This window comes from Microbacterium algeriense, assembly GCF_008868005.1.
In the GTDB taxonomy this organism is placed as follows: domain Bacteria; phylum Actinomycetota; class Actinomycetes; order Actinomycetales; family Microbacteriaceae; genus Microbacterium; species Microbacterium algeriense.
Genome location: NZ_WAAO01000001.1, coordinates 260,253 through 281,353 on the forward strand (window position 1 = coordinate 260,253; position 21,101 = coordinate 281,353).

The window sequence follows — 21,101 nt, forward strand, 5'->3', positions numbered from 1 at the left end:
CCCGTCTGACCTCGCCTCCGTCGCCTCGAGCGGCGGAGGCGATCAGCATGCCAGGGTGCGGGATGCCGCCGCGGCGCGTGGGCTCGACATCGAGATCCGCGAGCGTCCTGCGGCCCGCAGCCTGTTCGAGGCCGCGGAGCTGCTCGGCATCGACCCGTCCGGGATCGTGAAGACGCTCGTCGTGAAGCGTTCCGACGACACCTACCTGTTCGCTCTCGTACCGGGTGGGCGTTCGATTTCCTGGCCGAAGCTCCGCGCCGTGGTCGGCGTCAACAAACTGCGCCTCCCGGAGCCGGAGCTGGCCCTGGCCGCGACGGGGTATGAGCGCGGCACGATCGTGCCGATCGGCAGCACCACGGACTGGCCCGTCTACGCGGACGAGACCATCGTGGGGCAGCGCATCGCGATGGGCGCCGGCGCACACGGGTACAGCCTGTTCGTGGACGCGGACGATCTGATCGCCGCGTACGGCGCCACCGTCGCCGACATCTCGGTCCCCGAAGAGCGCTGACCTCTTCGCCCTTCGACAAGCTCAGGGACCCACGGGGGCCTCGGAGGGCTAAGGGACCCACGGGGGTCGGCGGGCTCGGGACCCAGGGGGCGGGCCCTTCGACAAGCTCAGGGACCCACGGGGGTCTCGGAGGGCTCAGGGACCCACGGGGATGAGCGTCAGAGGAGGCCGGCCATCCTCATCGCGATGTCCACGAGCTTGACCCGCTGCAACTCGGCGACGGCCTTCCGGGGGAACCACTCCGCCATGTCCGTCGAGCCGTCGGTCTCGAAGCGGAGCCTGCCACCCGTCACCTCGGCTCGGTAGACGATGCGAAGCGTGTGCAGCGGCGCGGCCGCCTTCTGCACGCGCTGTCCCGCAGGGATGACGCGCGAATGGATCCCCAGGAGTTCGCCGACCTTAACCGTGTAGCCGGTCTCCTCGCGGAGCTCGCGACGCACCGCATCCTCCGGCGCCTCCCCGGGCTCGAGTCCTCCGCCCGGCATCGTCCAGGCCACCCGTCGGCCCTCCGTCCAGCGTGCCAGCAGCAGCCGTCCGTCGTCATCGGTGACGACCGCATACGCCGCGACACGCAGGTCCATGGCTCACACCCTATCCGTGCTCGACACCCCTGGATGACCGCGTGTCAGAGGGCCCGACTCCGACACGCACGGCACGCCGCGGCGTCCCGCACGACATCGATCACGAATCGAGAAGCGCACGGACGCGCCCCCTCGTAATGTGATTCCCACACCGGCAGCACGTCGAGAGGAAACACCGTCATGGCCGAGAAAGAGAAGAACTTCACCGACGAGGAACGCGAGGCGATGCAGGCCGCCGCCAAGGAGGCACGCACGCGGCGCTCGCGAGCGAAGAAGTCGCCCGAGGAGCTGCGCGCGGCAGGGGAGGCCGACATCAAGGAGGCCATCGGCAAGCTCCCCGACGACGACAGGACGCTCGCGGAGAAGCTGCACGCGCTCGTCTCCGACGTCGCGCCGGACCTGGTGCCCCGCACCTACTACGGCATGCCCGCCTGGGGCCGCGACGGGAAGGTGCTGTGCTTCTTCCAGCCCGCCAGCAAGTTCAAGGTCCGCTACGGCACGTTCGGCTTCGAACCCCTCTCGAATCTCGACGACGGCACCGTCTGGCCCACCGCCTACGCCGTGACCGACCTGACGAAGAAGGACCTGGACTTCCTCGCCGAGCGCCTCCGCCGCGCGATCAGCTGAGATCGGCAGGTGCCTCGGGGGCGGTCGCGCAGTAGCGTGGATCCCGTGAGCACACTGCCCTTCCCCGCCTCCGTGTACGCCGCCCGTCTCGCCCGAGCCGCGTCCCTCGCCGCGGAGTCCGGACTCGACGCCATCATCGTCGGTCCCGGCCCCGACCTGCAGTATCTGCTGGGCGTGGAAGGGGACACCATCGAGCGACTCACGGCGCTGATCCTGGGTCCGGCCCTGACGCCCACGGTCGTCGTCCCGCGGATGGAGCTCGCGAAGGTGCGCAAGACCGCGGTGGGCGAGCTCGGCCTCGCGGTCGCGGACTGGGTCGACGGCGAGGATCCCTACGCTCTGGTCGCGGAAGCCGCCGGCGCGGTGTCGCGCGTCGGCGTCTCCGATGCGCTTCCCGCCCTGCACGTGATCCCCCTCGGGGGACGCCTCGGCGTGAACCTCGAGCTGGCCACCCCGGTGCTGCGCGAGGGCCGGATGATCAAGGATGCGGAGGAGATCGCGGAGCTCCGTAAGGCCGGCGAGGCCATCGACGCCGTGCACCGCCGTGTGCCGACGTGGCTCCGCGCCGGACGCACCGAGCGCGAGATCGCGGCCGACATCGCCGAGGCCATCGTCGCCGAGGGTCACCGCACGGTCGAGTTCGTGATCGTGGGGTCGGGGCCGAACGGCGCCGACCCGCACCACGAGGTCTCCGATCGTCTGATCGAAGAGGGCGACGTCGTCGTGGTCGACATCGGCGGCGCGGTGCCCAGCGGCTACAACTCCGACAGCACCAGAACTTACGTCGTGGGCACTCCCGACCCGGCAGCGGCCGAACGCATCGCCGTGCTCGTGCGGGCGCAGCAGGCAGCGGTGGACGCCGTGCGCCCGGGAGCGACCGCGGCCGAAGTCGACGCCGCGGCGCGCTCCGTCCTCGCCGATGCGGGTCTGGGGGAGGCGTTCCTGCACCGGACGGGCCATGGCATCGGCGTCTCCGTGCACGAGGAGCCCTACATCGCGCCGGGCAACGACCTGGTCCTCCGGGAGGGGATAGCGTTCAGTATCGAGCCCGGCATCTACTTCGACGGCGCCTGGGGTGCCCGCATCGAGGACATCGTCGTCGTCACGGCGGACGGCGGCGAGCGCCTGAATGTCGCCCCGCACGAGCTCGTGTCGGTGGGTGACCGCTGAGTCGCGCGCGCCTTCTGCATCCGGGATGGCCCGACCCGGCGTGCCCGGCGTCCGGGACGAGACGACAGGAGCGCTCCGGACGGAAGAAGCCCCCGGCAGCGGCCAGGGGCTTCTCGATCCTGTGGAGCCTAGGAGATTCGAACTCCTGACATCCTGCTTGCAAAGCAGGCGCTCTACCAACTGAGCTAAGGCCCCGTAAGGGATTTCTTGAGTTAAGGAGTGGGGCTACCAGGACTTGAACCTGGGACCTCTTCATTATCAGTGAAGCGCTCTAACCGCCTGAGCTATAGCCCCGTCAACCTCCAAGACTTTACCGGAGAATCACGGAAAATCCGAATCGAGGGCGAGGACCCCGAAGAGCCCTCGCCCTCGACCGTCCTCAGCGCCCCGGTCGGAGGGTCGCAGTGCCCGCGGCGAGGGTGACGTCGATCATCCTCGTGGAGCCGGCGTCCTCCTGGACCTTGGTGTTCAGGGTGCCCGCGCTGACGTCCTGGTCGATCGCGTACCCGACGTCCGGCAGGGTCAGATCCAACGACCCGGCGCTCACGTCGATGGTCGTCTGCGTCGGCGGAGTGCCGGTCAGCTCGATGGTGAGATTACCCGCGGACACCCCCAGGTCGGCGGTGCCGACGCCGTCCAGCAGGAGGTCGGCCCGCCCCGCGCTCATCTGCACGTCGAGCTCGTCCGCCGCGCCTTCCACGTCGAGCGCTCCGGCGTTCACCGTGAGCTCCAGCACCCCGTAGTCGCCCACGACGTCCAGGCTGCCGGCGTCCAGCTTCAGATCCGCATCGAGCCCGGCGTCCCGCAGGTTCTCCGGGAGCGTGAGCACGGCGATCTCCTCGTCGCCGAACCAGTTGCCGAACCACCACCCGAACGCCCCTCGGGGGCTTCGCACGACGAGCTCATCGCCGTCGCGTTCGAAGGTCCACGCGGTGCCGCGGCCGTTGGTGACCGACAGCTCCGCCTCGTCCACATCCCCGAACTCGACCCGCATGCTGCTGGCATCCGCGTCGAGGTCGATCGCTTCGATGCCGTCGACCGCTGCCGTCTGCACCGAATCGGCTCGGCTCGACGACAGGAGATTCCCGGTCGCGGCGACCGCGGCGGTTCCCCCGGCGCCGAGCAGGGCGATCCCGCCGACCACGGCGGTCACGACCATGATGGCGGTGGCGCCGGACGAACGCCCGCCCTGGCTGGGGGGAGGCACCTGAGGGCCGTGCGGTGCCGACATGTGGGGTGGGCCGGCCGGCGGCGGAGTGGCGGGCGGTGGGGTGAGCGGGGTGTGCTCGCCCTGGACGCTGTTGTCTTCGGTGGTCATCGTGCCACTCCTGTCTGGCCGGTCGGCGGCGTCGGGCCGCCGTTGTTCTCGATGTGGGCGAGGGCCGCGAGCACACGCCGGTTGCCCGACTCGTCCTGCTCGAAGCCCAGCTTCTGGAAGATGGACGTGATGTGCTTCTCGACGCTGGCCTCCGAGAGGAACAGCAGCGCGGCGATCGCCTGATTCGACTTGCCCTCGGCGATCAGCGCGAGCACGGTGCGCTCCCTCTCGGTGAGGCTCAGCATCCGGTCGTCCCGGTTGCGGCGCGTGAGCAGCTGCGCCACCACCTCGGGATCGAGCACGGTCGCCCCCTCCGAGATCCGCTGCACCGAGGCGAGGAACTCGGAGACGTCGGCGACGCGATCCTTCAGCAGATAGCCGAGAGGTCCGCCCTGCGCGGCGATCAGATCGGATGCGTACCGCTCCTCCACGTATTGCGAGAGCACGAGGATCGCGAGCGAAGGATGGGTCGACCGCAGACGGAGCGCGGCGCGGATGCCTTCGTCAGTGAACGTCGGCGGGAGGCGCACGTCGAGGATGCAGAGATCCGGCGCCGTTTCGACGACCGCGGTGTCGAGTCCGTGGGTGTCGGGGAGAGCGGCGACCACCGTGTGGCCGGCGTCCTCGAGCAGACGGACGAGACCTTCGCGGAGGAGGACCGAGTCCTCGCAGATCAGGATGCGCATGGGACGTTCACCTCCAGGCTGGTCGGTCCGCCTTGCGGGCTGTCGAGCCGGAAGGTCCCACCGGCGGCGAGGATGCGGTTGGCGATGCCGTCGAGACCGCCGCCGGGCTGCACCTGAGCGCCGCCGATCCCGTTGTCCTCCACCCGGGCCCAGAGGATGTTCCCCTCGCGGAGCCGCACCGTGACACGGACCTCACTGGCGCGCGAGTGCTTCGCGGCGTTGGTCAGGGATTCTGCGATCGAGAAGTACACGGCCGCCTCGGCCTCCCGTCCCGGGCGAGTCGGAGCATGGGCCCCTGAGCCTGTCGAAGCATGGGTCCCTGAGCCTGTCGAAGGGTCCATCCGCACGTCGAGATGCACGGGGATGTGCGAGCGCCCGGCGAGCGCCGACAATGCAGCGTCCAAACCGCGGTCATCGAGCACGGACGCGTGGATCCCCCGGGCGAGCTGGCGCAGCTCGGTGATCGCCGCCTTGGTGGAGGTGTGCGCTTCGTTGATGAGCTCCTTCGCGGCATCCGGGTCGTTGTCGATCTTCTGCTGAGCGAGACCGAGCGTCATCCCGACGGAGACCAGCCGCGGCTGCACGCCGTCGTGCAGGTCGCGCTCGATGCGGGTGCGCTCCACGTCGGCGGCGCGGACCGCTCCCTCGCGCTGGGCGGTGGACGTGCGGACGCGCTCCGTGAGTTCCGTCTCCTTGCTGCGGATCACGATGGCCAGCGACAGCGTCCGGTGCAGCAGCGCGAGCCCCAGCATGCCGGCGAGGCAGGCGGCGATGCCGAGGATGCCGACCAGGGGCGCCCACGCCACGGCGATGCCGCCACCGCCGAACGGCCCGATCACCGCGTCTGCGTCGGTCAGCGGCGCGAACGAGATGAAGATCGACCACACAAGCCCCCAGAAGAGGCGCAGGACGATGAAGCCGAGCAGTGCGGAGATGGCGAAGTTGGCGACGGCGCGCCACATGCGTCCGTCGATCGCCTGGCGTCCGAGTGAGCGGAGCCATCCGCCGAACCCCGGGCGGTCGCGGGGCTGCGGCCGCAGCGGGGCGATCGGCGTGCGATACAGCGCGCCGACGCGGGCGATCTCGAACCAGCCCAGCCCGTACAGCGCGTAGACGAGGCCCACGAGGAGGACCAGGCCGATCCCCGCGACGAAGAGGAGGCCGAGCCCGGTACCGAGGAGTCCGCCGAGCATGCCGAAGATGGCACCACCGAGGATGCCGACGCCCGCCAGATGCAGGATCGTGAGGAAGATGCGCAACGGCGGCTTCACCGCCGTGACGGGAGCCGGGGTCGCAGTCTGAGTGGTCATGCCTCCACGGTACGGGCGCGCGGGTCCGCCGGACACCGAGCCAACCGGACACTCCGCTTCGGGTTTTCCGTAACGACTCGTGGGTACTTCCCGCCGCGGAGACCTCCGTCTGCTTCACTGAGGGCATGACAGCCCATGCAGATGAACCTCATGGCGCGGGACTCGGCCAGCGTCTCAACTGGCTGCGAGCGGGAGTGCTCGGGGCGAACGACGGCATCGTCTCCGTCGCCTCCCTGGTCGTGGGTGTCGCCGGCGCCACGACGGACAGTGCCGCCCTGCTCACTGCGGGCATCGCGGGACTCGTCGGCGGTGCGATATCCATGTCCCTCGGCGAATATGTGTCGGTGAGCAGTCAGCGTGACAGCGAACGCGCCCTCATCGCGAAGGAGCGGGAGGAGCTGCGGACGATGCCCGAGGTCGAGCTCGCCGAACTCGCGCAGCTGTACCGTGACCGCGGACTCTCCGAGGAGACCGCGCGGCGCGTCGCGGAGGAGCTGACCTCTCACGACGCCCTGGCGGCGCACCTGGAGGTCGAGCTCGGCATCGATCAGGACGATCTCGTCAATCCGTGGCATGCCGCCGTGTCCTCCGCGGTGGCCTTCACGCTCGGCGCGCTGCTGCCGCTTCTCGCGATCCTGCTTCCGCCGCCGGACTGGCGCGTGCCGGTGACCTTCGTCGCGGTGCTCATCGCCCTCGCCGTGACCGGGGCGGTGTCGGCGCGGATCGGAGGGTCTGCGCCGGTGCGCGCATCGATCCGTCTGGTCGTCGGCGGCGCCCTCGCGTTGGCCGCGACCTGGCTCATCGGCACCCTGCTCGGCACCACAGGAGTCGTGTAGTCCCGGTGCCGCGGCGGGGACGACGAAGGGCGGGTGCCGCAGCACCCGCCCTTCGTGAATCCGCTCCGGAGATCGCCGCCGGATCAGTTCGACATGAAGCCGACGAGCAGGCCGCCGGTCACCTTCACCGCGAGGTTGTAGATGCCCGCGACCACGGCACCGAGCACCGTGAAGACGATCAGGTTCAGGATCGCCACCACCGCGGCGAACGCCATCACCTGCGGCAGACCCACGACCTCGGAGAGGACGAAGGCGTTGTCGGTGATCCCGAGCAGGAAGCTCTCCGCCGTGGTCATGATGTTCGTCGCCTGGAACACCAGGAAGATGAGGAAGAACGACACCATGGTGACGACGGCGAGAGCGACGGCTCCGAGGAACGAGAGCTTCACGGCCGACCAGAAGTCCACGTAGACCAGACGGAGTCGGACCTGCTTGCCCCCGGTCTTCCGTGTCGACTTCTTCGCCAGCTTGTCGGCAACTGTACTCATGCGTCTGTGTCCTCAGGGGTCTCTGTCGTCTGGGGGGCCTCGGATTCCGCGTCCGCCTCAGCCTCGTCTTCAGCGAGACCGCGCTCACCGTTGCGGGCGATGGCGAGGATGCGATCGGCCTCCGTCGTGCGGGCGAACACCACTCCCATGGTGTCGCGACCCTTGGCGGGGACCTCGGCCACGGCAGAGCGTACCACCTTGCCGCTGGACAGAACCACCAAGACCTCGTCGTCCTCGGAGACGATCAGACCCCCCGCGAGAGTGCCCCGATCGTCGTTCAGCTTGGCGACCTTGATGCCTGTTCCACCGCGACCCTGGACACGGTATTCCTCGACCGCGGTGCGCTTGGCGTAGCCGCCGTCGGTGACGACGAACACGAACTTGCCTGGCGCCGCGACCGACGCCGAGAGCAGGCAGTCCTCGTCGATCTTGAACTTCATGCCGCGCACACCGGCCGTCGCGCGACCCATCGGGCGCAGAGCCTCATCCGTCGCCTCGAAGCGCACCGACATGCCGCGGCGGCTGATGAGCAGGATGTCGTCCTCGGCGTTGACCAGGAGCGCACTGACCAGCTCGTCGTCCTCGTTCAGACGGATCGCGATCACGCCGCCCTGACGGTTCGTGTCGTAGTTGTCCAGACGGGTCTTCTTCACCAGGCCTTCGCGGGTGGCCAGCACCAGGTAGTCCGCCACCGCGTAGTCGCGGATGTCGAGGACCTGCGCGATGCTCTCGTCCGGCTGCAGAGCGAGGAGGTTCGCGACGTGCGTGCCCTTCGCGTCCCGTCCGGCCTCCGGCACCTCGTAGGTCTTCGCGCGGTACACGCGGCCCTTGTCGGTGAAGAACAGCAGCCAGTGGTGCGTGGTCGTGACGAAGAAGTGCTCGACGATGTCGTCGGCACGCAGCTGCGCGCCCTTCACTCCCTTGCCGCCGCGGTGCTGGGAACGGTAGTTGTCGCTGCGCGTGCGCTTGATGTAGCCCTCACGCGTGACGGTGACGACCATCTCCTCCTCGGCGATGAGGTCTTCCATCGACACGTCGCCGTCGAAGCCGTGCAGGATGTGCGTGCGCCGCTCGTCGCCGAACTTGTCGACGATGCCCGTCAGCTCCTCGCGGATGATCGTGCGCTGACGACCCTCGTCGGCGAGGATCGCCTTGTAGTCGGTGATGAGCGCTTCGAGCTCGTTCGCCTGATCGATGATCCGCTGGCGCTCGAGGGCGGCCAGTCGACGCAGCTGCATCTGCAGGATGGCATCGGCCTGGATCTCGTCGATGTCGAGGAGCTTCTGCAGTCCTTCGTTCGCATCCGCTGTGGTCTGCGAGCGCCGGATCAGGGCGATGACCTCGTCGAGCGCGTCGAGCGCCTTCAGGTAGCCGCGCAGGATGTGCATCCGCTTCTCGGCCTCGGCCAGGCGGAACTGCGTGCGCCGGACGATCACGTCGATCTGGTGCGCGATCCAGTGCGAGATGAAGCCGTCGATCGCGAGCGTGCGCGGAACGCCGTCGACGATCGCGAGCATGTTCGCGCCGAAGTTCTCCTGCAGCTGCGTGTGCTTGTACAGGTTGTTCAGCACGACCTTCGCGACCGCGTCGCGCTTGAGCACGACGACCAGGCGCTGACCCGTGCGGTCGGACGACTCGTCACGGATGTCCGCGATCCCGGTGATCTTGCCGTCACGGGCGAGGTCGCCGATCTTCACGGCGACGTTGTCCGGGTTCACCTGGTACGGCAGCTCCGTGATGACCAGGCAGGTCCGGCCCTGGATCTCCTCGACGTTCACGACGGCGCGCATCGTGATCGAGCCGCGGCCCGTCCGGTACGCCTCGTGGATGCCCTTGGTGCCGAGGATCTGCGCGCCCGTCGGGAAGTCCGGACCGGGGATGCGCTGGATCAGTCCGTCGAGCAGCTCCTCGCGGGAGATCTCCGGGTTGTCGAGGGCCCAGAGCGCGGCGTCGGAGACTTCGCGGAGGTTGTGCGGGGGGATGTTCGTGGCCATGCCGACCGCGATGCCGACCGATCCGTTGACGAGCAGGTTCGGGAAGCGGGCCGGGAGGACCGTCGGCTCCTGCGTCTGACCGTCGTAGTTGTCGGTGAAGTCGACCGTGTCCTCTTCGATGTCGCGCACCATCTCGAGCGCGAGCGGGGCCATCTTGGTCTCGGTGTATCGCGGGGCGGCCGCACCCATGTTGCCGGGGGAGCCGAAGTTGCCCTGACCGAGAGCCAGCGGATACCGCAGCGACCACGGCTGCACCAGACGGACGAGGGCGTCGTAGATCGCCGAGTCGCCGTGCGGGTGGTACTGGCCCATGACCTCGCCGACCACGCGGGCGCACTTCGAGAACGACTTGTCGGGACGGAACCCGCCGTCGTACATGCCGTAGATCACACGGCGGTGCACCGGCTTCAGGCCATCGCGGACGTCGGGGAGCGCGCGACCGACGATGACGGCCATCGCGTAGTCGAGGTAGCTGCGCTGCATCTCCGACTGCAGGTCGACCTGATCGATCTTGCCGTGATCGTGTTCCAGCTCGGGGCGTTCTTCGTCAGTCATGTCTTTTCGATTCCGGTCGTTCAGTTCTGGGTCGCTGAGCTTGTCGAAGCGTCTGGGTGCCCTTCGACAAGCTCAGGGACCCAATAATGGATCAGATGTCGAGGAAGCGGACGTCCTTGGCGTTGCGCTGGATGAAGCTGCGTCGCGACTCGACGTCCTCACCCATCAGCACGCTGAAGATCTCGTCGGCCGCGGCCGCGTCCTCGATGGTGATCTGCTGGAGCGTGCGCGTGGTGTGATCCATCGTCGTCTCCCACAGCTCCTTCGGGTTCATCTCGCCGAGACCCTTGTAGCGCTGGATGCCGGCATCCTTCGGGATCCGCTTGCCGTTCTCCAGACCGTGCTTGAGCAGCGCGTCGCGCTCGGCGTCGCTGAACACGTACTCGTGTGCCGAGTTCGACCACTTCAGCCGGTACAGCGGCGGCATCGCCAGGTAGACGAAGCCGGCCTCGATCAGGCCGCGCATGTAGCGGAACAGCAGCGTCAGCAGCAGCGTGGTGATGTGCTGGCCGTCGACGTCGGCATCCGCCATCAGCACGATCTTGTGATAGCGCGCCTTCTCGATGTCGAACTCTTCGCCGATGCCCGTGCCGAAGGCCTGGATCATCGCCTGGACTTCCTTGTTGCCCAGCGCCTTGTCGAGACGTGCACGCTCCACGTTGAGGATCTTGCCGCGCAGCGCGAGGATCGCCTGGGTGTGCGGGTCGCGCCCCTGCACGGCCGAACCGCCGGCGGAGTCACCCTCCACCAGGAAGATCTCACTGATCGACGGATCCTTGCTCGTGCAGTCCTTGAGCTTGTCCGGCATGGCCGCCGACTCGAAGACGCTCTTGCGCCGCGCGGTCTCCCGGGCCTTGCGCGCGGCGAGACGGGCGGTGGCCGCGTCGATCGCCTTGCGGATGATGTTCTTCGCCTGATTCGGGTTGCGATCGAACCAGTCGCCGAGCTGATCGCCGACGACCTTCTGCACGAACGCCTTCGCCTCGGTGTTGCCGAGCTTCGTCTTGGTCTGCCCCTCGAACTGGGGCTCGCCGAGCTTGATCGAGATGACGGCCGTCAGTCCCTCGCGCACATCGTCGCCGGAGAGGTTGTCGTCCTTCTCCTTGAGCAGGTTGTTCGCGCGGGCGTACTTGTTCACGAGAGTGGTCAGCGCCGCACGGAAGCCCTCCTCGTGGGTGCCTCCCTCGTGCGTGTTGATCGTGTTGGCGTAGGTGAACACGTTCTCGGTGTACGAGGTGGTCCACTGCATCGCGACCTCGAGCGAAATCTTCCGCTCGGTGTCCTCGGACTCGAACGCGATGATCTCGTCGTTCACGACCTCGGCATGGCGGACCTTGTTGAGGTACTCGACGTAGTCGACGAGGCCGCGCTCGTAGAAGAACACGTCGCTCGGCTGGCGGGTGACGGTCGCGCCGTCCTCCTCCACCTCGTAGGCCGAGGACTCCCGCTCGTCCTTCAGCTCGATGCGCAGCCCCTTGTTGAGGAACGCCATCTGCTGGAAGCGGGTGCGCAGCGTGTCGTAGTCGAACTCGATGGTCTCGGTGAAGATCTGCGCGTCCGGCCAGAACGTGATGCTCGTTCCGGTCTCGTCGGTCGCCTCGCCCTTCTCGAGCTTCTGCTGCGGGATGCCGCCGTCGGCGAAGCTGTGCCGCCAGACGAAGCCCTTCTGCTTGACCTCGACGTCGAAACGTGTGGAGAGCGCGTTCACGACCGACGAGCCGACACCGTGCAGACCGCCGGAGACCGCGTAGGCGCCGCCGCCGAACTTGCCGCCGGCGTGCAGGATCGTCAGCACGACCTCGACCGTCGACTTGTTCGGGTCGGAGGAGTGCGGATCGACGGGGATGCCACGGCCGTTGTCCACCACGCGGACCCCGCCGTCGGCGAGCATCGTCACCAGGATCGTGTCGGCGTACCCCGCGAGGGCCTCGTCGACCGAGTTGTCGACGATCTCGTACACCAGGTGGTGCAGACCGCGCGGACCCGTGGAGCCGATGTACATGCCGGGCCGCTTGCGAACCGCCTCGAGTCCTTCGAGGATCTGGATCGAGTCCGCACCGTACTCACCGGGCTGCTTCTTCTTCGCCGGCGCCTGTGGAGTCTCGGTCCCTGCGTCCGTCGAAGGGTCGGGGGTGCCCCCGGTGGTCGATTCCGTCTCGTCAGCAGGGAATTCAGGCGTCATCAGAGGGCATTCTCCACATCGATATCACGAACTCCCATTCTAGCGGGGTTTCGTCGTGAAATGCCGCTCAACGGCCGCGTGTGGCCCTCTGAGCCTTCGGGACCCCTTGCATGGTGCCCTACCCGTAGGTATCGCGCGGGCCCCGTCCTGGAACGGCTCTGGGGCCCCATTTCCACGAGGGGACGTCCGGTCCGATGAAGCGGAGGTTCTCCACACCCGCGTCCGGATAACGCCGACCGATCTCCGTCAGGATGGTCCCGCGCATGAACTGGAGGTTCTTCGCCCAGGCCGTCGAATCGCACTTCACGGTGAGCAATCCCCGCTCCAGGGAGACCGGCTCGGAGTGCTTCGCGGTGTCGGCGCCCGCGAGATCCGCCCACTGGCGCACGAGGTCCTCGCGGGCGAGGGTGGTCTGCCAGCCGGAATCCCGACTGAGCCGATCGAGGACGTCGCCCAGCGTTCCGGGGTCGCGGCCCGGCGTGAACGGAGCGTTGTCGTCATCGACCGTGATGCGCCGCTTGCGCTTCCAGCTCGTGGAGCTCGGCTTCAGGCCGCGAAGCCGCAGATAGGTGGCGACGGTCTCCGGAACCTCCGCCGCCGGAGCGAGGACGGTGTCACTCATCGTCATCCTCCCCCTCCGTCGCTGATCCCTGCGTTTCCGCCCTGGCTCCCTGAGCCTCCGCCCTAGGTCCCTGCGCTTCCGCCCTGGGTCCCTGAGCCTGTCGAAGGGCTCGGTCGTCACTGATCGTGCCGGCACTGATGTGCACCACGTGCGCATGCAGCACCGCGGGGATATCCTCCTCCACCGCTGCCGTCACCACCACCTGCTCATAACCGGCCGTCAGTGCGGCCAGGCGCTGACGCCGATCCGCATCCAGCTCCGCGAACACGTCGTCGAGGATCAGCACCGGGTCTCCCGCCGGCGACTCGCTGCGCAACAGCTCGGCCGAAGCCAGCCGCAGCGCGAGCGCCACCGACCACGACTCTCCGTGCGACGCATACCCCTTCACAGGGAGGTCGCGCACGCGGAGCACCAGGTCGTCGCGGTGCGGTCCGGTGAGCGTGAGTCCGCGGTCGAGTTCGTTCGACCGCTTCGCCGCGAGAGACGCTCGGAACATCTCCGCGATCCGTGCCGTGTCACCCAACGGCGCACCCGCGATCTCCTCGGTATCGCCGCCGTCCTCCTCTTCCGGATCACCGCCGTCGACCGACAGCGCCCACTCGAGCCTCGGCCGGTGGTCGGCGCCGGCGATCGCCTCGTACGCATCGGCGACCGGCTGCTGCAGATCCGCCGCGAGCCGCTGCCGGGCGGTGATGATCTCCGAACCGAGTGCGACGAGCTTGTCGTCCCAGACATCGAGAGTGCTCAGAGCCTCGCCGCGGATGCCGCGAGCACGGGCCGACTTCAGCAGCGCGTTGCGCTGCTTCAGCACACGGTCGTAATCGGCGAGCACCGACGCCATCCGCGGGGTGCGCTGGATGAGGAGCTGGTCCGCGAAACGACGGCGAGCGGACGGATCCCCCCGCACGATCTGCAGATCCTCGGGCGCGAACAACACCACGTGGGCATAACGCGGCAGCTCATTCGGCTTCGACGGCGAACCGTTGATGCGCGCCTTGTTCGACCCCTGCCTGTTCACCTGCACCTCGGCCAGGACCCGACGCTCGCCGTGCGAGAGACGCGCGCGGATCACCGCGAACTCCTGCCCGTCGCGCACCATGGGCGCATCCGAGGAGACACGATGCGACCCGAGGGTCGCGAGGAAGACGACCGCCTCCGCGAGATTGGTCTTGCCCTGACCGTTGCGACCGACGAGAACGTTGGGACCGCGGTGCAGGGCGAGCTCGGCGGTCGCGTAATTGCGGAAATCGACCAGACTCAGGTGCTCCACAATCACGGAGTCAGCCTACCTTCGGGGTCTGACAGTTGATTCTGTTCGTGGGCTGCGTGGTTTCGGGAGATGTGGTGCCCCCTTCCTTCGCAGAGCGGGTTCCCTCCCGCTTCGCGGGTCCCTCCCGATGCTCAGTCCGGGAGCACCACATCTCCCGAAGGTTTCTCCATCAGAGTCGGCGTGCCGGCTGATCCGGGAACGTTTCGGGTAGGGAAGGGGCGCGGATCAGCGGAGGAGGAGGTTCGGCTGCAGCAGGTACTTGAACGAGTCGAGGCCGGCCTGATCGACCGAGGTCTGGCTCGTAATCAGGACCGGGCTCAGCTTGTTGGCGTTGTCGCTCGACGTGAACGTCACCCGCACGAACTCGCTCCGCACCGCACCGAGAGCCTCGATGAGATACTGCGGGTTCAGACCGAGAGTCACCTCGTCACCGCCCGACAGGATCGCGTCGACCGACTCGGATGCACGAGCGTGGTCTCCACCGGAGGCGTCCATCGTGACGCTGTCGCTCGAGAACGTGAAACGCAGCGGAGCGGCACGATCGAGAACCAGGGACACGCGTCGCACGGCCTCGACCAGATCGGCGGTGTTGACGACCGCGTAGTGGTCGGTCTGCTCGGGGAACAGCCGGCGCACCGGCGGGAAGTTGCCCTTGATCAGCAGCGACGTCACCGTCTTGTTGCCCGCGGTGAACGCGATGATCTCGCGGTCACCCGCTCCGGAGAACGCGACCTGGATCGTGCCCGCGTGTCCGAAGGTCTTGCCGACCTCGAGCAGAGTGCGCGCCGGCACGAGGGCGGTGGCCTCGACAGCCTCGCCGTCCCACGGCACATCGCGCAGCGAGACACGGTAGCGGTCGGTGGCGACCAGGCTCAGCGTGTGACCGGAGACCTCGAGCTGCACACCGGTCAGCACCGGGGTCACGTCATCGCGGGAGGCGGCGAAGCCCACCTGGGCGATCGCGGTGCCGAAGTCGTCGGCGGGAACGACGCCGGAGGAGCCAGTGACCTCGGGGATCGACGGGTATTCCTCGACCGGCATGGCCGCGAGAGTGAATCGGGCGGAGCCGCAGGTGACCGCGATCCCGCCGTCGTCCTCGACGGCGATCTCGATCGGTGCGTTCGGAAGCCGGCTCGCGATGTCGGAGAGAAGGCGGCCGTGGACCAGGATCGTGCCCGGTGTCTCGACGGTCGCCTCGATGGTGGTGCGTGCCGAAGCCTCGTAGTCGAACGCCGACAGGGTGAGTCCGGAACCATCCGCCTCGATCAGGACTCCGGCGAGGATCGGCTGCGGATTGCGCTGCGGGAGGAGCTTGACGACGAAGGACACTGCCTCGCTGAAGACATCGCGGTTGACCTGAAACCTCACGGGTGCTCCCTTGTCGTCGAACTGTGACGCGTTGTCGTCGGCCCTGCCGGTGCAGGGCTTCCCATGCTAGCCCCACAGTCCGCGGTATCCCTACGCCGAGGTTCCTGTCATCCGTCCCGCCGTTCTCCCCACCGTCTGGTGATCGGATCGCGCCTTGAATGACTTAACTCCTTAACGGTGTTAACACCTGTGGATACTGTGGATAAGTCGGTGGATAGCAAGAGCGAGTAAGGAACTACACGCTTGTCAGTTGTGGAATCCCTGAGGAATCCGCGGGTGGGGCGTCTTCGCCGCCACGCGGGTCTCCCCGTAGTTATCCACAGGTTTGGCCCCTGAGCTCACATTCGTCCCGACCTGATCCGGCGTCATCCACAAGTTATCCACATGTGCATAGAGGCATTTATCGCACGCGGAAACCGCGTGTCAAGCACGGAGAAGGGGCACGGTTTCCTCGCGGATACCGTGCCCCTGTCGGCCGAACGCCGCTGATCAGCGGCGGCCGAGCTGCGTCGTGATCTCGGTGACCTGGTTGTAGATCGAGCGACGCTCCTTCATGAGCTCGCTGATCTTCTTGTACGCGTACATCACGGTGGTGTGGTCGCGATTGCCGAACAGCTGGCCGATCTTCGGCAGCGACAGGCTGGTCCGCTCGCGGCACAGATACATCGCGATCTGTCGTGCGGTGGCGATCTGCTGCGAACGGCTGGATCCGTAGAGGTCGTCGACCGTCAGCTTGAAGTACTGCGCCGTCGCCGTGATGATGTCGGTCGGCGAGATGATGTTGTCCTCGGCCGTGTCGACGATGTCACGCAGCACCGTCTGGGCGAGGGAGATGTCGAGCGCCGATCGGTTCAGACTCGCGAAGGCGGAGACGCGGATCAGCGCGCCTTCCAGCTCGCGGATGTTGGACGAGACGACCGTGGCGATGTACTCGAGCACCTCGTCCGGGATGTGCAGCGCCTCGCTCTGCGCCTTCTTACGCAGGATCGCGATACGCGTCTCGAGGTCGGGCGCCTGCACGTCGGTGATCAGACCCCATTCGAAGCGGCTGCGCATCCGGTCCTCGAAACCGGTCAGATGCTTCGGCGCCACGTCGCTGGTGATGACCACCTGCTTGTTGTGGTCGTGCAGGGTGTTGAACGTGTGGAAGAAGGCCTCCTGCGTCTCCGCCCGCCCCTGCAGGAACTGGATGTCGTCGATCAGGAGGATGTCGACATCGCGGTATCGGGCCTGGAACGCGGCGCCGCGGTTGTTGGCGATCGAGTTGATGAAGTCGTTCGTGAACTCCTCGCTCGAGACGTAGCGCACCTTGACCCCGGCATACAAGGACTGGGCGTAGTCGCCGATGGCGTGGAGGAGGTGGGTCTTGCCCAGTCCGGAGTCGCCGTAGATGAAGAGCGGGTTGTAGGCCTTGGCCGGCGCCTCGGCCACAGCCACCGCCGCGGCGTGCGCGAAACGGTTGGACTGGCCGATGACGAAGTTGTCGAACGTGTACTTGGGGTTGAGTCGCGATTCATGGCGCAGCTGGGTGGGCTGCTCCATCGGGGACTCGACGCGCGGCTGCTCGGTTCGTCCGAAGTCGCCGACGGCGATCGGCGCGGTCTGCTGCTCGGCGAGCTCGTGATTCACCACGACCCGGTACGAGGTGACCTCGTCGCCGACATGCGCCAGCGCCTCCATGATCGGCAGCCGCAGGCGCTTGTTGATCTGCGCGGCGGTCAGATCGTTGGGAACCTCGAGATACAGCGTGGCGGACATGACGCCGGCCGGAACGGCGAGACTCAGGAAGCCCTGGAGCTGGGGCGTGACGCGGTCGTCGTCGACCAGAAGCTCCTGCACCGTGGTCCAGATGGGGACGTCGGGCTGGGCAGGTGATGACATGACGCTCCGGACGAGGGATCGAGGCGGGGTCGACGTGCCGTGCCCCTGTGGATAACTTCGGATGCCACGGTAGTCACCCCGGCTGTGAACGGCAACCTGCCCTTGAAAACACACGCGCGTGTTGCGCGCGCCGGGCATGCCGCGGTTGTGGATAATGGCTGTGCGGTTCGTGTCGGACGTCGACCACCGAAGCGCGCAGATTTGCTCTGCGCGCCAGTAAGACGTACCCTAAGTCGGTTGACTTATGCCTTTTCGGCAGTTCCCCATGTCTCCGGTCGAAGTGAATCCGGTGGCAGCATTCCCGGAGTGATTCCATGAGCAAGCGCACCTTCCAGCCCAACAACCGTCGTCGCGCCAAGAAGCACGGCTTCCGCGCCCGCATGCGTACGCGTGCCGGTCGCGGCATCCTCGCTGCCCGCCGCGCGAAGGGCCGCACCGAGCTCTCTGCGTAGTCCGCTGTGCTCGCCCGCCCCTCTCGGTTGACCCGCGGGAGCGACTATCGCCTGGTCGTTCGACGCGGTTCCCGTTGTGGCGGAGCGCGCGTCATCACGTCGATGCTGTCGACGGGCGAGAGCAGAGCCGCGAGGTTCGGATTCATCATCAGCAAGCAGGTGGGCACCGCGGTGGTGCGCAACACCGTGCGCCGGCGACTCAAAGCCGTGTGCGCGGAAGCACTGCCGCGCGTCCCCGAGGGCACGGATGTCGTCATCCGTGCCCTTCCTGCGTCCGCGAAGGCGTCCTTCGCGGAACTCGAGGCGGACGTCCACCGTTGCCTCGGCAGACTCTCCGCCTCCGCGCCGGCGGGCTCGTCATGACCGCGCTGCCGGCGTCGTCCATCGGCACGGCGCGGATGCAGGGTCGCGATGTGCTCCGCAGCATCCCGCTGATCCCGCGGAACCTCGTTCTCGGGTTCCTCGCCGCGTACCGCAAGGTGATCTCGCCAATGTACGGGGATGTGTGTGCGTACTACCCCAGCTGCTCCGCCTACGCTGTAGGTGCGGTGCAGCAGCACGGTGCTGTGAAGGGAGCAGTGCTCTCCGCATGGCGCATCCTTCGCTGCAACCCCTGGACCAGCGGTGGCGTCGACGACGTCCGTCCGCATGACCACTTCCGTTACGACCTGACCGCGCACGGTTTCGTCGTCCCTTCCCGAAAGGACTGATCGGTGGGTCTTGACCTTCTGCTCGCCAGCGCCACCCCCAGCCAAGAACCGGCTGCGGGTGGATTCGACCTGATCGGCACCATCCTCTGGCCACTGAAGTGGGTGGTCGAGCTGATCCTCGTCGCCTGGCACTGGCTCTTCACCACCGTCGGACTCCCCGCCGCATCCGGCATCACCTGGGTGCTGTCGATCGTCGGTCTCGTCATCGTCGTGCGCGCCGCGCTGATCCCGCTCTTCGTGAAGCAGATCAAGAGCCAGCGGAAGATGATGGAAATCGCTCCTGAACTGCGAAAAGTTCAGGAGAAGTATCGCGGCAAGAAGGATCAGCTCTCTCGCGAGGCGATGAGCCGCGAGACCATGGCGCTGTACAAGAAGCACGGCACGACGCCGATGTCGAGCTGTCTGCCGCTGCTCGTGCAGATGCCGATCTTCTTCTCGCTGTACAGCGTGCTGAGCGACGTCAGCAAGCACGCGCGAGACAACATCGGTGGTGTCGGTCTTCTCAGCCCGGAGCTGACGAAGGAGTTCTACGACGCGAAGCTGTTCGGTGTGGCCTCGCTGCACGAGACGCTCGGCAACGCGGTGGACGCCCAGAACACGACGGCCATCATCATCCTGGTCACGCTCGTCGTCCTCATGATCGCGTCGCAGTTCTTCACGCAGCTGCAGATCATCTCCAAGAACCTGTCGCCCGAGGCCAAGACCGGCCAGGCGTACCAGATGCAGAAGATCATGCTGTACGTGCTGCCGCTCGGCTTCATCTTCTCGGGTGTCTTCTTCCCGCTCGGCGTCGTCGTGTACTGGTTCATCTCGAACCTCTGGACCATGGGTCAGCAGTTCCTCGTCATCCGCGAGATGCCGACGCCGGGTTCCGAGGCGGCCAAGGCCCGCGAGGAGCGCTTGGCTCGCAAGGGCAAGGCGATCGATTCGTCCGGCAAGGTCGTGCCGATGGCAGCGTACGAGGCGGAGCAGCAGCGCCTGCTCGAGGAGGCGGAGAAGGCGAAGGCCGCCGCCCCCAAGCGTCAGCAGCCTGTCGGCAAGAAGCGTGCGAAGAAGAAGGGGAGCGGTTCATGAGCGAGGTCGTGACCGAGAACGACGTGCCCACGGTGGCACAGCTGGAGCACGAGGGCGACGTCGCCGCCGACTACCTCGAGGAGCTGCTCGACATCGCCGACATCGATGGCGACCTGAACCTCGACGTTCGTCAGGGCCGCGCCTACGTCTCCGTGGAGGCAGAGGGTGACGCGCTTGCGCTGCTCTCCGCTCCCGAGACGGTGCAGGCGCTGCAGGAGCTGACGCGCCTGGCTGTGCAGAGCAAGACCGGTTCCTTCTCGCGCCTCATCCTCGACATCGCCGGCTCGCGCGACACGCGCCGCCGTCAGCTGGAGACCCTGGTGGACGCCGCTGCCGCGAAGCTCGACGAGGGATCCTCGCAGGCGTCGCTGCCCTCGATGTCGAGCTACGAGCGCAAGCTGGTGCACGACATCGCTGCGGAGCGTGGCCTGGTGTCCGAGTCCTACGGCGAGGGCGCCGACCGTCACACGGTCCTGCGTCGTCGTTGATGGCTCAGAACCCTGCTTCCACGCGATGACCGGCGAAGATCTCGTTCTGGAGGAGGAGCCCGCGGTCGCCGCGCAGCTCTTCGCGGACCGAATCGATGCCGCCCGCGCCTTCACCGCAGCACTTGCGCGTGAGGGGGAGGAGCGCGGTCTCATCGGTCCCCTGGAACTCCCGCGCCTGTGGACTCGTCACATCCTGAACAGTGCGATCGCGGCACCACTCTTCCACGGTTCTGTCGCGGACATCGGCTCTGGAGCCGGACTCCCGGGTATCGTGCTCGCCATCGCCCGTCCTGACGTCACCTGGACGCTCGTCGAGCCGATGGAGCGTCGCATCACCTGGCTCACCGAGCAGGTACAGGCCCTCGGGCTGGAGAATGTCACCGTACTCCGTGCTCGTGCGGAGGATGTCCGGCCGGTGGGCGGGTTCGATGTGGTGACCGCCCGCGCGGTGAGTGCACTGCGGACCTTGATCCCGATCACCGCCCCGCTCGTCCGCGACGGCGGGGAGCTGACACTCCTCAAGGGAATGAACGCTGCGAACGAGATCGAGGCCGCTCAGAAGCAGATCAAGAAGTTCCGGCTGAGTGATGTCCGCGTAGAGGTTCTGGGCGAGGGAGTGCTCCCGGAGACCACTCGTGTCGTCCGGGCCCGGGTTCGGTAGCCGTCTCGTCGTCTGAGCGGGGTGTTTCACGTGAAACACCCCGCTTTCGCGTTCGGTGCCGTCGTGATGACGCGCGTGCTCGTCGACGTTTCACGTGAAACGGTCGCGTTCGGCCAGGATGCGCTCTGTGGCTGTGATTGGTTGATGTGCGGGCGGCAACTCCTTCGCGTCGCCGAAGCGTGAGCTACGCCTGCGCAGCGGCAGTCCCCTACGGCGCAGGGACGTCTAGGAGGAGTCGGGACAGAGCGATGTTTCACGTGAAACGTGTGCATCAGGAGACGCTTGCCGGCGAGATGACGTGGGTGCTCACTTGATAG

Annotated in this window: 21 protein-coding genes and 2 tRNA genes; 10 read left to right on the forward strand and 13 right to left on the reverse strand. The window is 67.2% G+C overall.

Going from position 1 to position 21,101, the window contains the following annotated elements; translation table 11 throughout:
• The first annotated feature begins 55 nt into the window (after window positions 1-55).
• Window positions 56-511 carry an aminoacyl-tRNA deacylase gene (locus tag F6A08_RS01225; protein WP_026049930.1) on the forward strand — a complete coding sequence of 152 codons (456 nt, stop codon included), beginning with the start codon at window positions 56-58 and terminating at the stop codon, window positions 509-511.
• A gap of 158 nt (window positions 512-669) precedes the next feature.
• On the opposite strand, the gene F6A08_RS01230 is transcribed toward F6A08_RS01225, so the two are convergent.
• On the reverse strand, window positions 670-1,092 hold the full coding sequence (locus F6A08_RS01230; RefSeq protein WP_017203866.1) for an NUDIX hydrolase: 423 nt from the start codon (window positions 1,090-1,092) through the stop codon (window positions 670-672).
• 180 nt (window positions 1,093-1,272) lie between these two features.
• Between F6A08_RS01230 and F6A08_RS01235 the strand changes: the two genes are divergently transcribed.
• Window positions 1,273-1,719 (forward strand): iron chaperone, encoded by a 447-nt coding sequence (locus tag F6A08_RS01235; protein WP_151458375.1) that lies wholly within the window; start codon window positions 1,273-1,275, stop codon window positions 1,717-1,719.
• 45 nt (window positions 1,720-1,764) lie between these two features.
• On the forward strand, window positions 1,765-2,889 hold the full coding sequence (locus F6A08_RS01240; protein ID WP_151458376.1) for a M24 family metallopeptidase: 1,125 nt from the start codon (window positions 1,765-1,767) through the stop codon (window positions 2,887-2,889).
• Between the two features lie 122 nt (window positions 2,890-3,011).
• Here F6A08_RS01240 and F6A08_RS01245 read toward each other — a convergent pair.
• The 5 genes from F6A08_RS01245 to F6A08_RS01265 form a co-directional block, all read right to left on the reverse strand.
• Window positions 3,012-3,084, reverse strand: a tRNA-Ala gene (locus F6A08_RS01245).
• Between the two features lie 25 nt (window positions 3,085-3,109).
• A tRNA-Ile gene (locus F6A08_RS01250) sits at window positions 3,110-3,183 on the reverse strand.
• Between the two features lie 85 nt (window positions 3,184-3,268).
• On the reverse strand, window positions 3,269-4,207 hold the full coding sequence (locus F6A08_RS01255; protein WP_225855691.1) for a DUF4097 domain-containing protein: 939 nt from the start codon (window positions 4,205-4,207) through the stop codon (window positions 3,269-3,271).
• Entirely contained in the window at window positions 4,204-4,893 is a 690-nt protein-coding gene (locus F6A08_RS01260) for a LuxR C-terminal-related transcriptional regulator (protein ID WP_151458377.1), read from the reverse strand. The genes F6A08_RS01255 and F6A08_RS01260 overlap by 4 nt, the downstream gene beginning before the upstream one ends.
• Entirely contained in the window at window positions 4,881-6,203 is a 1,323-nt protein-coding gene (locus F6A08_RS01265; protein ID WP_151458378.1) for a sensor histidine kinase, read from the reverse strand. The genes F6A08_RS01260 and F6A08_RS01265 overlap by 13 nt, the downstream gene beginning before the upstream one ends.
• 125 nt (window positions 6,204-6,328) lie before the next feature.
• Here F6A08_RS01265 and F6A08_RS01270 point away from each other — a divergent pair, with 125 nt between their 5' ends.
• Entirely contained in the window at window positions 6,329-7,039 is a 711-nt protein-coding gene (locus tag F6A08_RS01270) for a VIT1/CCC1 transporter family protein (protein WP_151458379.1), read from the forward strand.
• 83 nt (window positions 7,040-7,122) lie between these two features.
• On the opposite strand, the gene F6A08_RS01275 is transcribed toward F6A08_RS01270, so the two are convergent.
• From F6A08_RS01275 to dnaA, 7 genes are all read right to left on the reverse strand, one after another.
• A complete protein-coding gene (locus F6A08_RS01275) occupies window positions 7,123-7,527 on the reverse strand; it encodes a DUF3566 domain-containing protein (RefSeq protein WP_017203859.1) in 405 nt (134 codons plus the stop codon).
• Entirely contained in the window at window positions 7,524-10,076 is a 2,553-nt protein-coding gene (gene gyrA, locus F6A08_RS01280; RefSeq protein WP_017203858.1) for a DNA gyrase subunit A, read from the reverse strand. Before gyrA ends, F6A08_RS01275 begins: the two co-directional genes overlap by 4 nt.
• Window positions 10,077-10,167: 91 nt before the next feature.
• Window positions 10,168-12,258, reverse strand: coding sequence for a DNA topoisomerase (ATP-hydrolyzing) subunit B (gyrB, locus tag F6A08_RS01285; protein WP_151458380.1), 2,091 nt, complete (start codon window positions 12,256-12,258; stop codon window positions 10,168-10,170).
• 118 nt (window positions 12,259-12,376) lie between these two features.
• Window positions 12,377-12,880: a DciA family protein gene (locus F6A08_RS01290; protein ID WP_151458381.1), complete on the reverse strand. Its 504-nt coding sequence runs from the start codon at window positions 12,878-12,880 to the stop codon at window positions 12,377-12,379.
• Window positions 12,873-14,156, reverse strand: coding sequence for a DNA replication/repair protein RecF (gene recF, locus F6A08_RS01295; RefSeq protein WP_225855692.1), 1,284 nt, complete (start codon window positions 14,154-14,156; stop codon window positions 12,873-12,875). The genes F6A08_RS01290 and recF overlap by 8 nt, the downstream gene beginning before the upstream one ends.
• A 219-nt stretch (window positions 14,157-14,375) precedes the next feature.
• The gene (gene dnaN / locus F6A08_RS01300; protein ID WP_017203854.1) at window positions 14,376-15,518 is read right to left on the reverse strand and encodes a DNA polymerase III subunit beta; all 1,143 of its coding nucleotides are present in this window, start codon (window positions 15,516-15,518) and stop codon (window positions 14,376-14,378) included.
• 489 nt (window positions 15,519-16,007) lie between these two features.
• Window positions 16,008-17,537 (reverse strand): chromosomal replication initiator protein DnaA, encoded by a 1,530-nt coding sequence (gene dnaA / locus F6A08_RS01305; RefSeq protein ID WP_404810421.1) that lies wholly within the window; start codon window positions 17,535-17,537, stop codon window positions 16,008-16,010.
• Between the two features lie 176 nt (window positions 17,538-17,713).
• Between dnaA and rpmH the strand changes: the two genes are divergently transcribed.
• From rpmH to rsmG, 6 genes are read left to right on the forward strand one after another with little or no spacing between them, the layout of a single operon-like run.
• Complete coding sequence (rpmH, locus tag F6A08_RS01310) at window positions 17,714-17,851, forward strand: 50S ribosomal protein L34 (RefSeq protein WP_013584598.1); 138 nt, start codon at window positions 17,714-17,716, stop codon at window positions 17,849-17,851.
• Between the two features lie 6 nt (window positions 17,852-17,857).
• Window positions 17,858-18,214: a ribonuclease P protein component gene (gene rnpA / locus F6A08_RS01315; RefSeq protein WP_124896759.1), complete on the forward strand. Its 357-nt coding sequence runs from the start codon at window positions 17,858-17,860 to the stop codon at window positions 18,212-18,214.
• Entirely contained in the window at window positions 18,211-18,561 is a 351-nt protein-coding gene (gene yidD, locus F6A08_RS01320; RefSeq protein ID WP_151458382.1) for a membrane protein insertion efficiency factor YidD, read from the forward strand. Before rnpA ends, yidD begins: the two co-directional genes overlap by 4 nt.
• A gap of 3 nt (window positions 18,562-18,564) precedes the next feature.
• Window positions 18,565-19,635, forward strand: coding sequence for a membrane protein insertase YidC (yidC, locus tag F6A08_RS01325; protein WP_017203850.1), 1,071 nt, complete (start codon window positions 18,565-18,567; stop codon window positions 19,633-19,635).
• Complete coding sequence (locus F6A08_RS01330) at window positions 19,632-20,123, forward strand: Jag family protein (protein ID WP_017203849.1); 492 nt, start codon at window positions 19,632-19,634, stop codon at window positions 20,121-20,123. Before yidC ends, F6A08_RS01330 begins: the two co-directional genes overlap by 4 nt.
• Before the next feature lie 25 nt (window positions 20,124-20,148).
• A complete protein-coding gene (gene rsmG / locus F6A08_RS01335; protein ID WP_017203848.1) occupies window positions 20,149-20,784 on the forward strand; it encodes a 16S rRNA (guanine(527)-N(7))-methyltransferase RsmG in 636 nt (211 codons plus the stop codon).
• Window positions 20,785-21,101 lie beyond the last annotated feature (317 nt).

What these genes read in the sequence shown, in the direction of transcription:
- rpmH (WP_013584598.1), top strand. Translation starts at nt 17,714, where the DNA reads ATGAGCAAGCGCACCTTCCAGCCCAACAACCGTCGTCGCGCCAAGAAG.
- gyrB (WP_151458380.1), bottom strand. Translation starts at nt 12,258, where the DNA reads ATGACGCCTGAATTCCCTGCTGACGAGACGGAATCGACCACCGGGGGC.
- dnaA (WP_404810421.1), bottom strand. Translation starts at nt 17,537, where the DNA reads ATGCCCGGCGCGCGCAACACGCGCGTGTGTTTTCAAGGGCAGGTTGCC.
- F6A08_RS01265 (WP_151458378.1), bottom strand. Translation starts at nt 6,203, where the DNA reads ATGACCACTCAGACTGCGACCCCGGCTCCCGTCACGGCGGTGAAGCCG.
- F6A08_RS01260 (WP_151458377.1), bottom strand. Translation starts at nt 4,893, where the DNA reads ATGCGCATCCTGATCTGCGAGGACTCGGTCCTCCTCCGCGAAGGTCTC.
- yidD (WP_151458382.1), top strand. Translation starts at nt 18,211, where the DNA reads ATGACCGCGCTGCCGGCGTCGTCCATCGGCACGGCGCGGATGCAGGGT.
- F6A08_RS01330 (WP_017203849.1), top strand. Translation starts at nt 19,632, where the DNA reads ATGAGCGAGGTCGTGACCGAGAACGACGTGCCCACGGTGGCACAGCTG.
- F6A08_RS01270 (WP_151458379.1), top strand. Translation starts at nt 6,329, where the DNA reads ATGACAGCCCATGCAGATGAACCTCATGGCGCGGGACTCGGCCAGCGT.
- F6A08_RS01290 (WP_151458381.1), bottom strand. Translation starts at nt 12,880, where the DNA reads ATGAGTGACACCGTCCTCGCTCCGGCGGCGGAGGTTCCGGAGACCGTC.
- F6A08_RS01275 (WP_017203859.1), bottom strand. Translation starts at nt 7,527, where the DNA reads ATGAGTACAGTTGCCGACAAGCTGGCGAAGAAGTCGACACGGAAGACC.
- F6A08_RS01235 (WP_151458375.1), top strand. Translation starts at nt 1,273, where the DNA reads ATGGCCGAGAAAGAGAAGAACTTCACCGACGAGGAACGCGAGGCGATG.
- rsmG (WP_017203848.1), top strand. Translation starts at nt 20,149, where the DNA reads ATGACCGGCGAAGATCTCGTTCTGGAGGAGGAGCCCGCGGTCGCCGCG.
- F6A08_RS01230 (WP_017203866.1), bottom strand. Translation starts at nt 1,092, where the DNA reads ATGGACCTGCGTGTCGCGGCGTATGCGGTCGTCACCGATGACGACGGA.
- F6A08_RS01255 (WP_225855691.1), bottom strand. Translation starts at nt 4,207, where the DNA reads ATGACCACCGAAGACAACAGCGTCCAGGGCGAGCACACCCCGCTCACC.
- gyrA (WP_017203858.1), bottom strand. Translation starts at nt 10,076, where the DNA reads ATGACTGACGAAGAACGCCCCGAGCTGGAACACGATCACGGCAAGATC.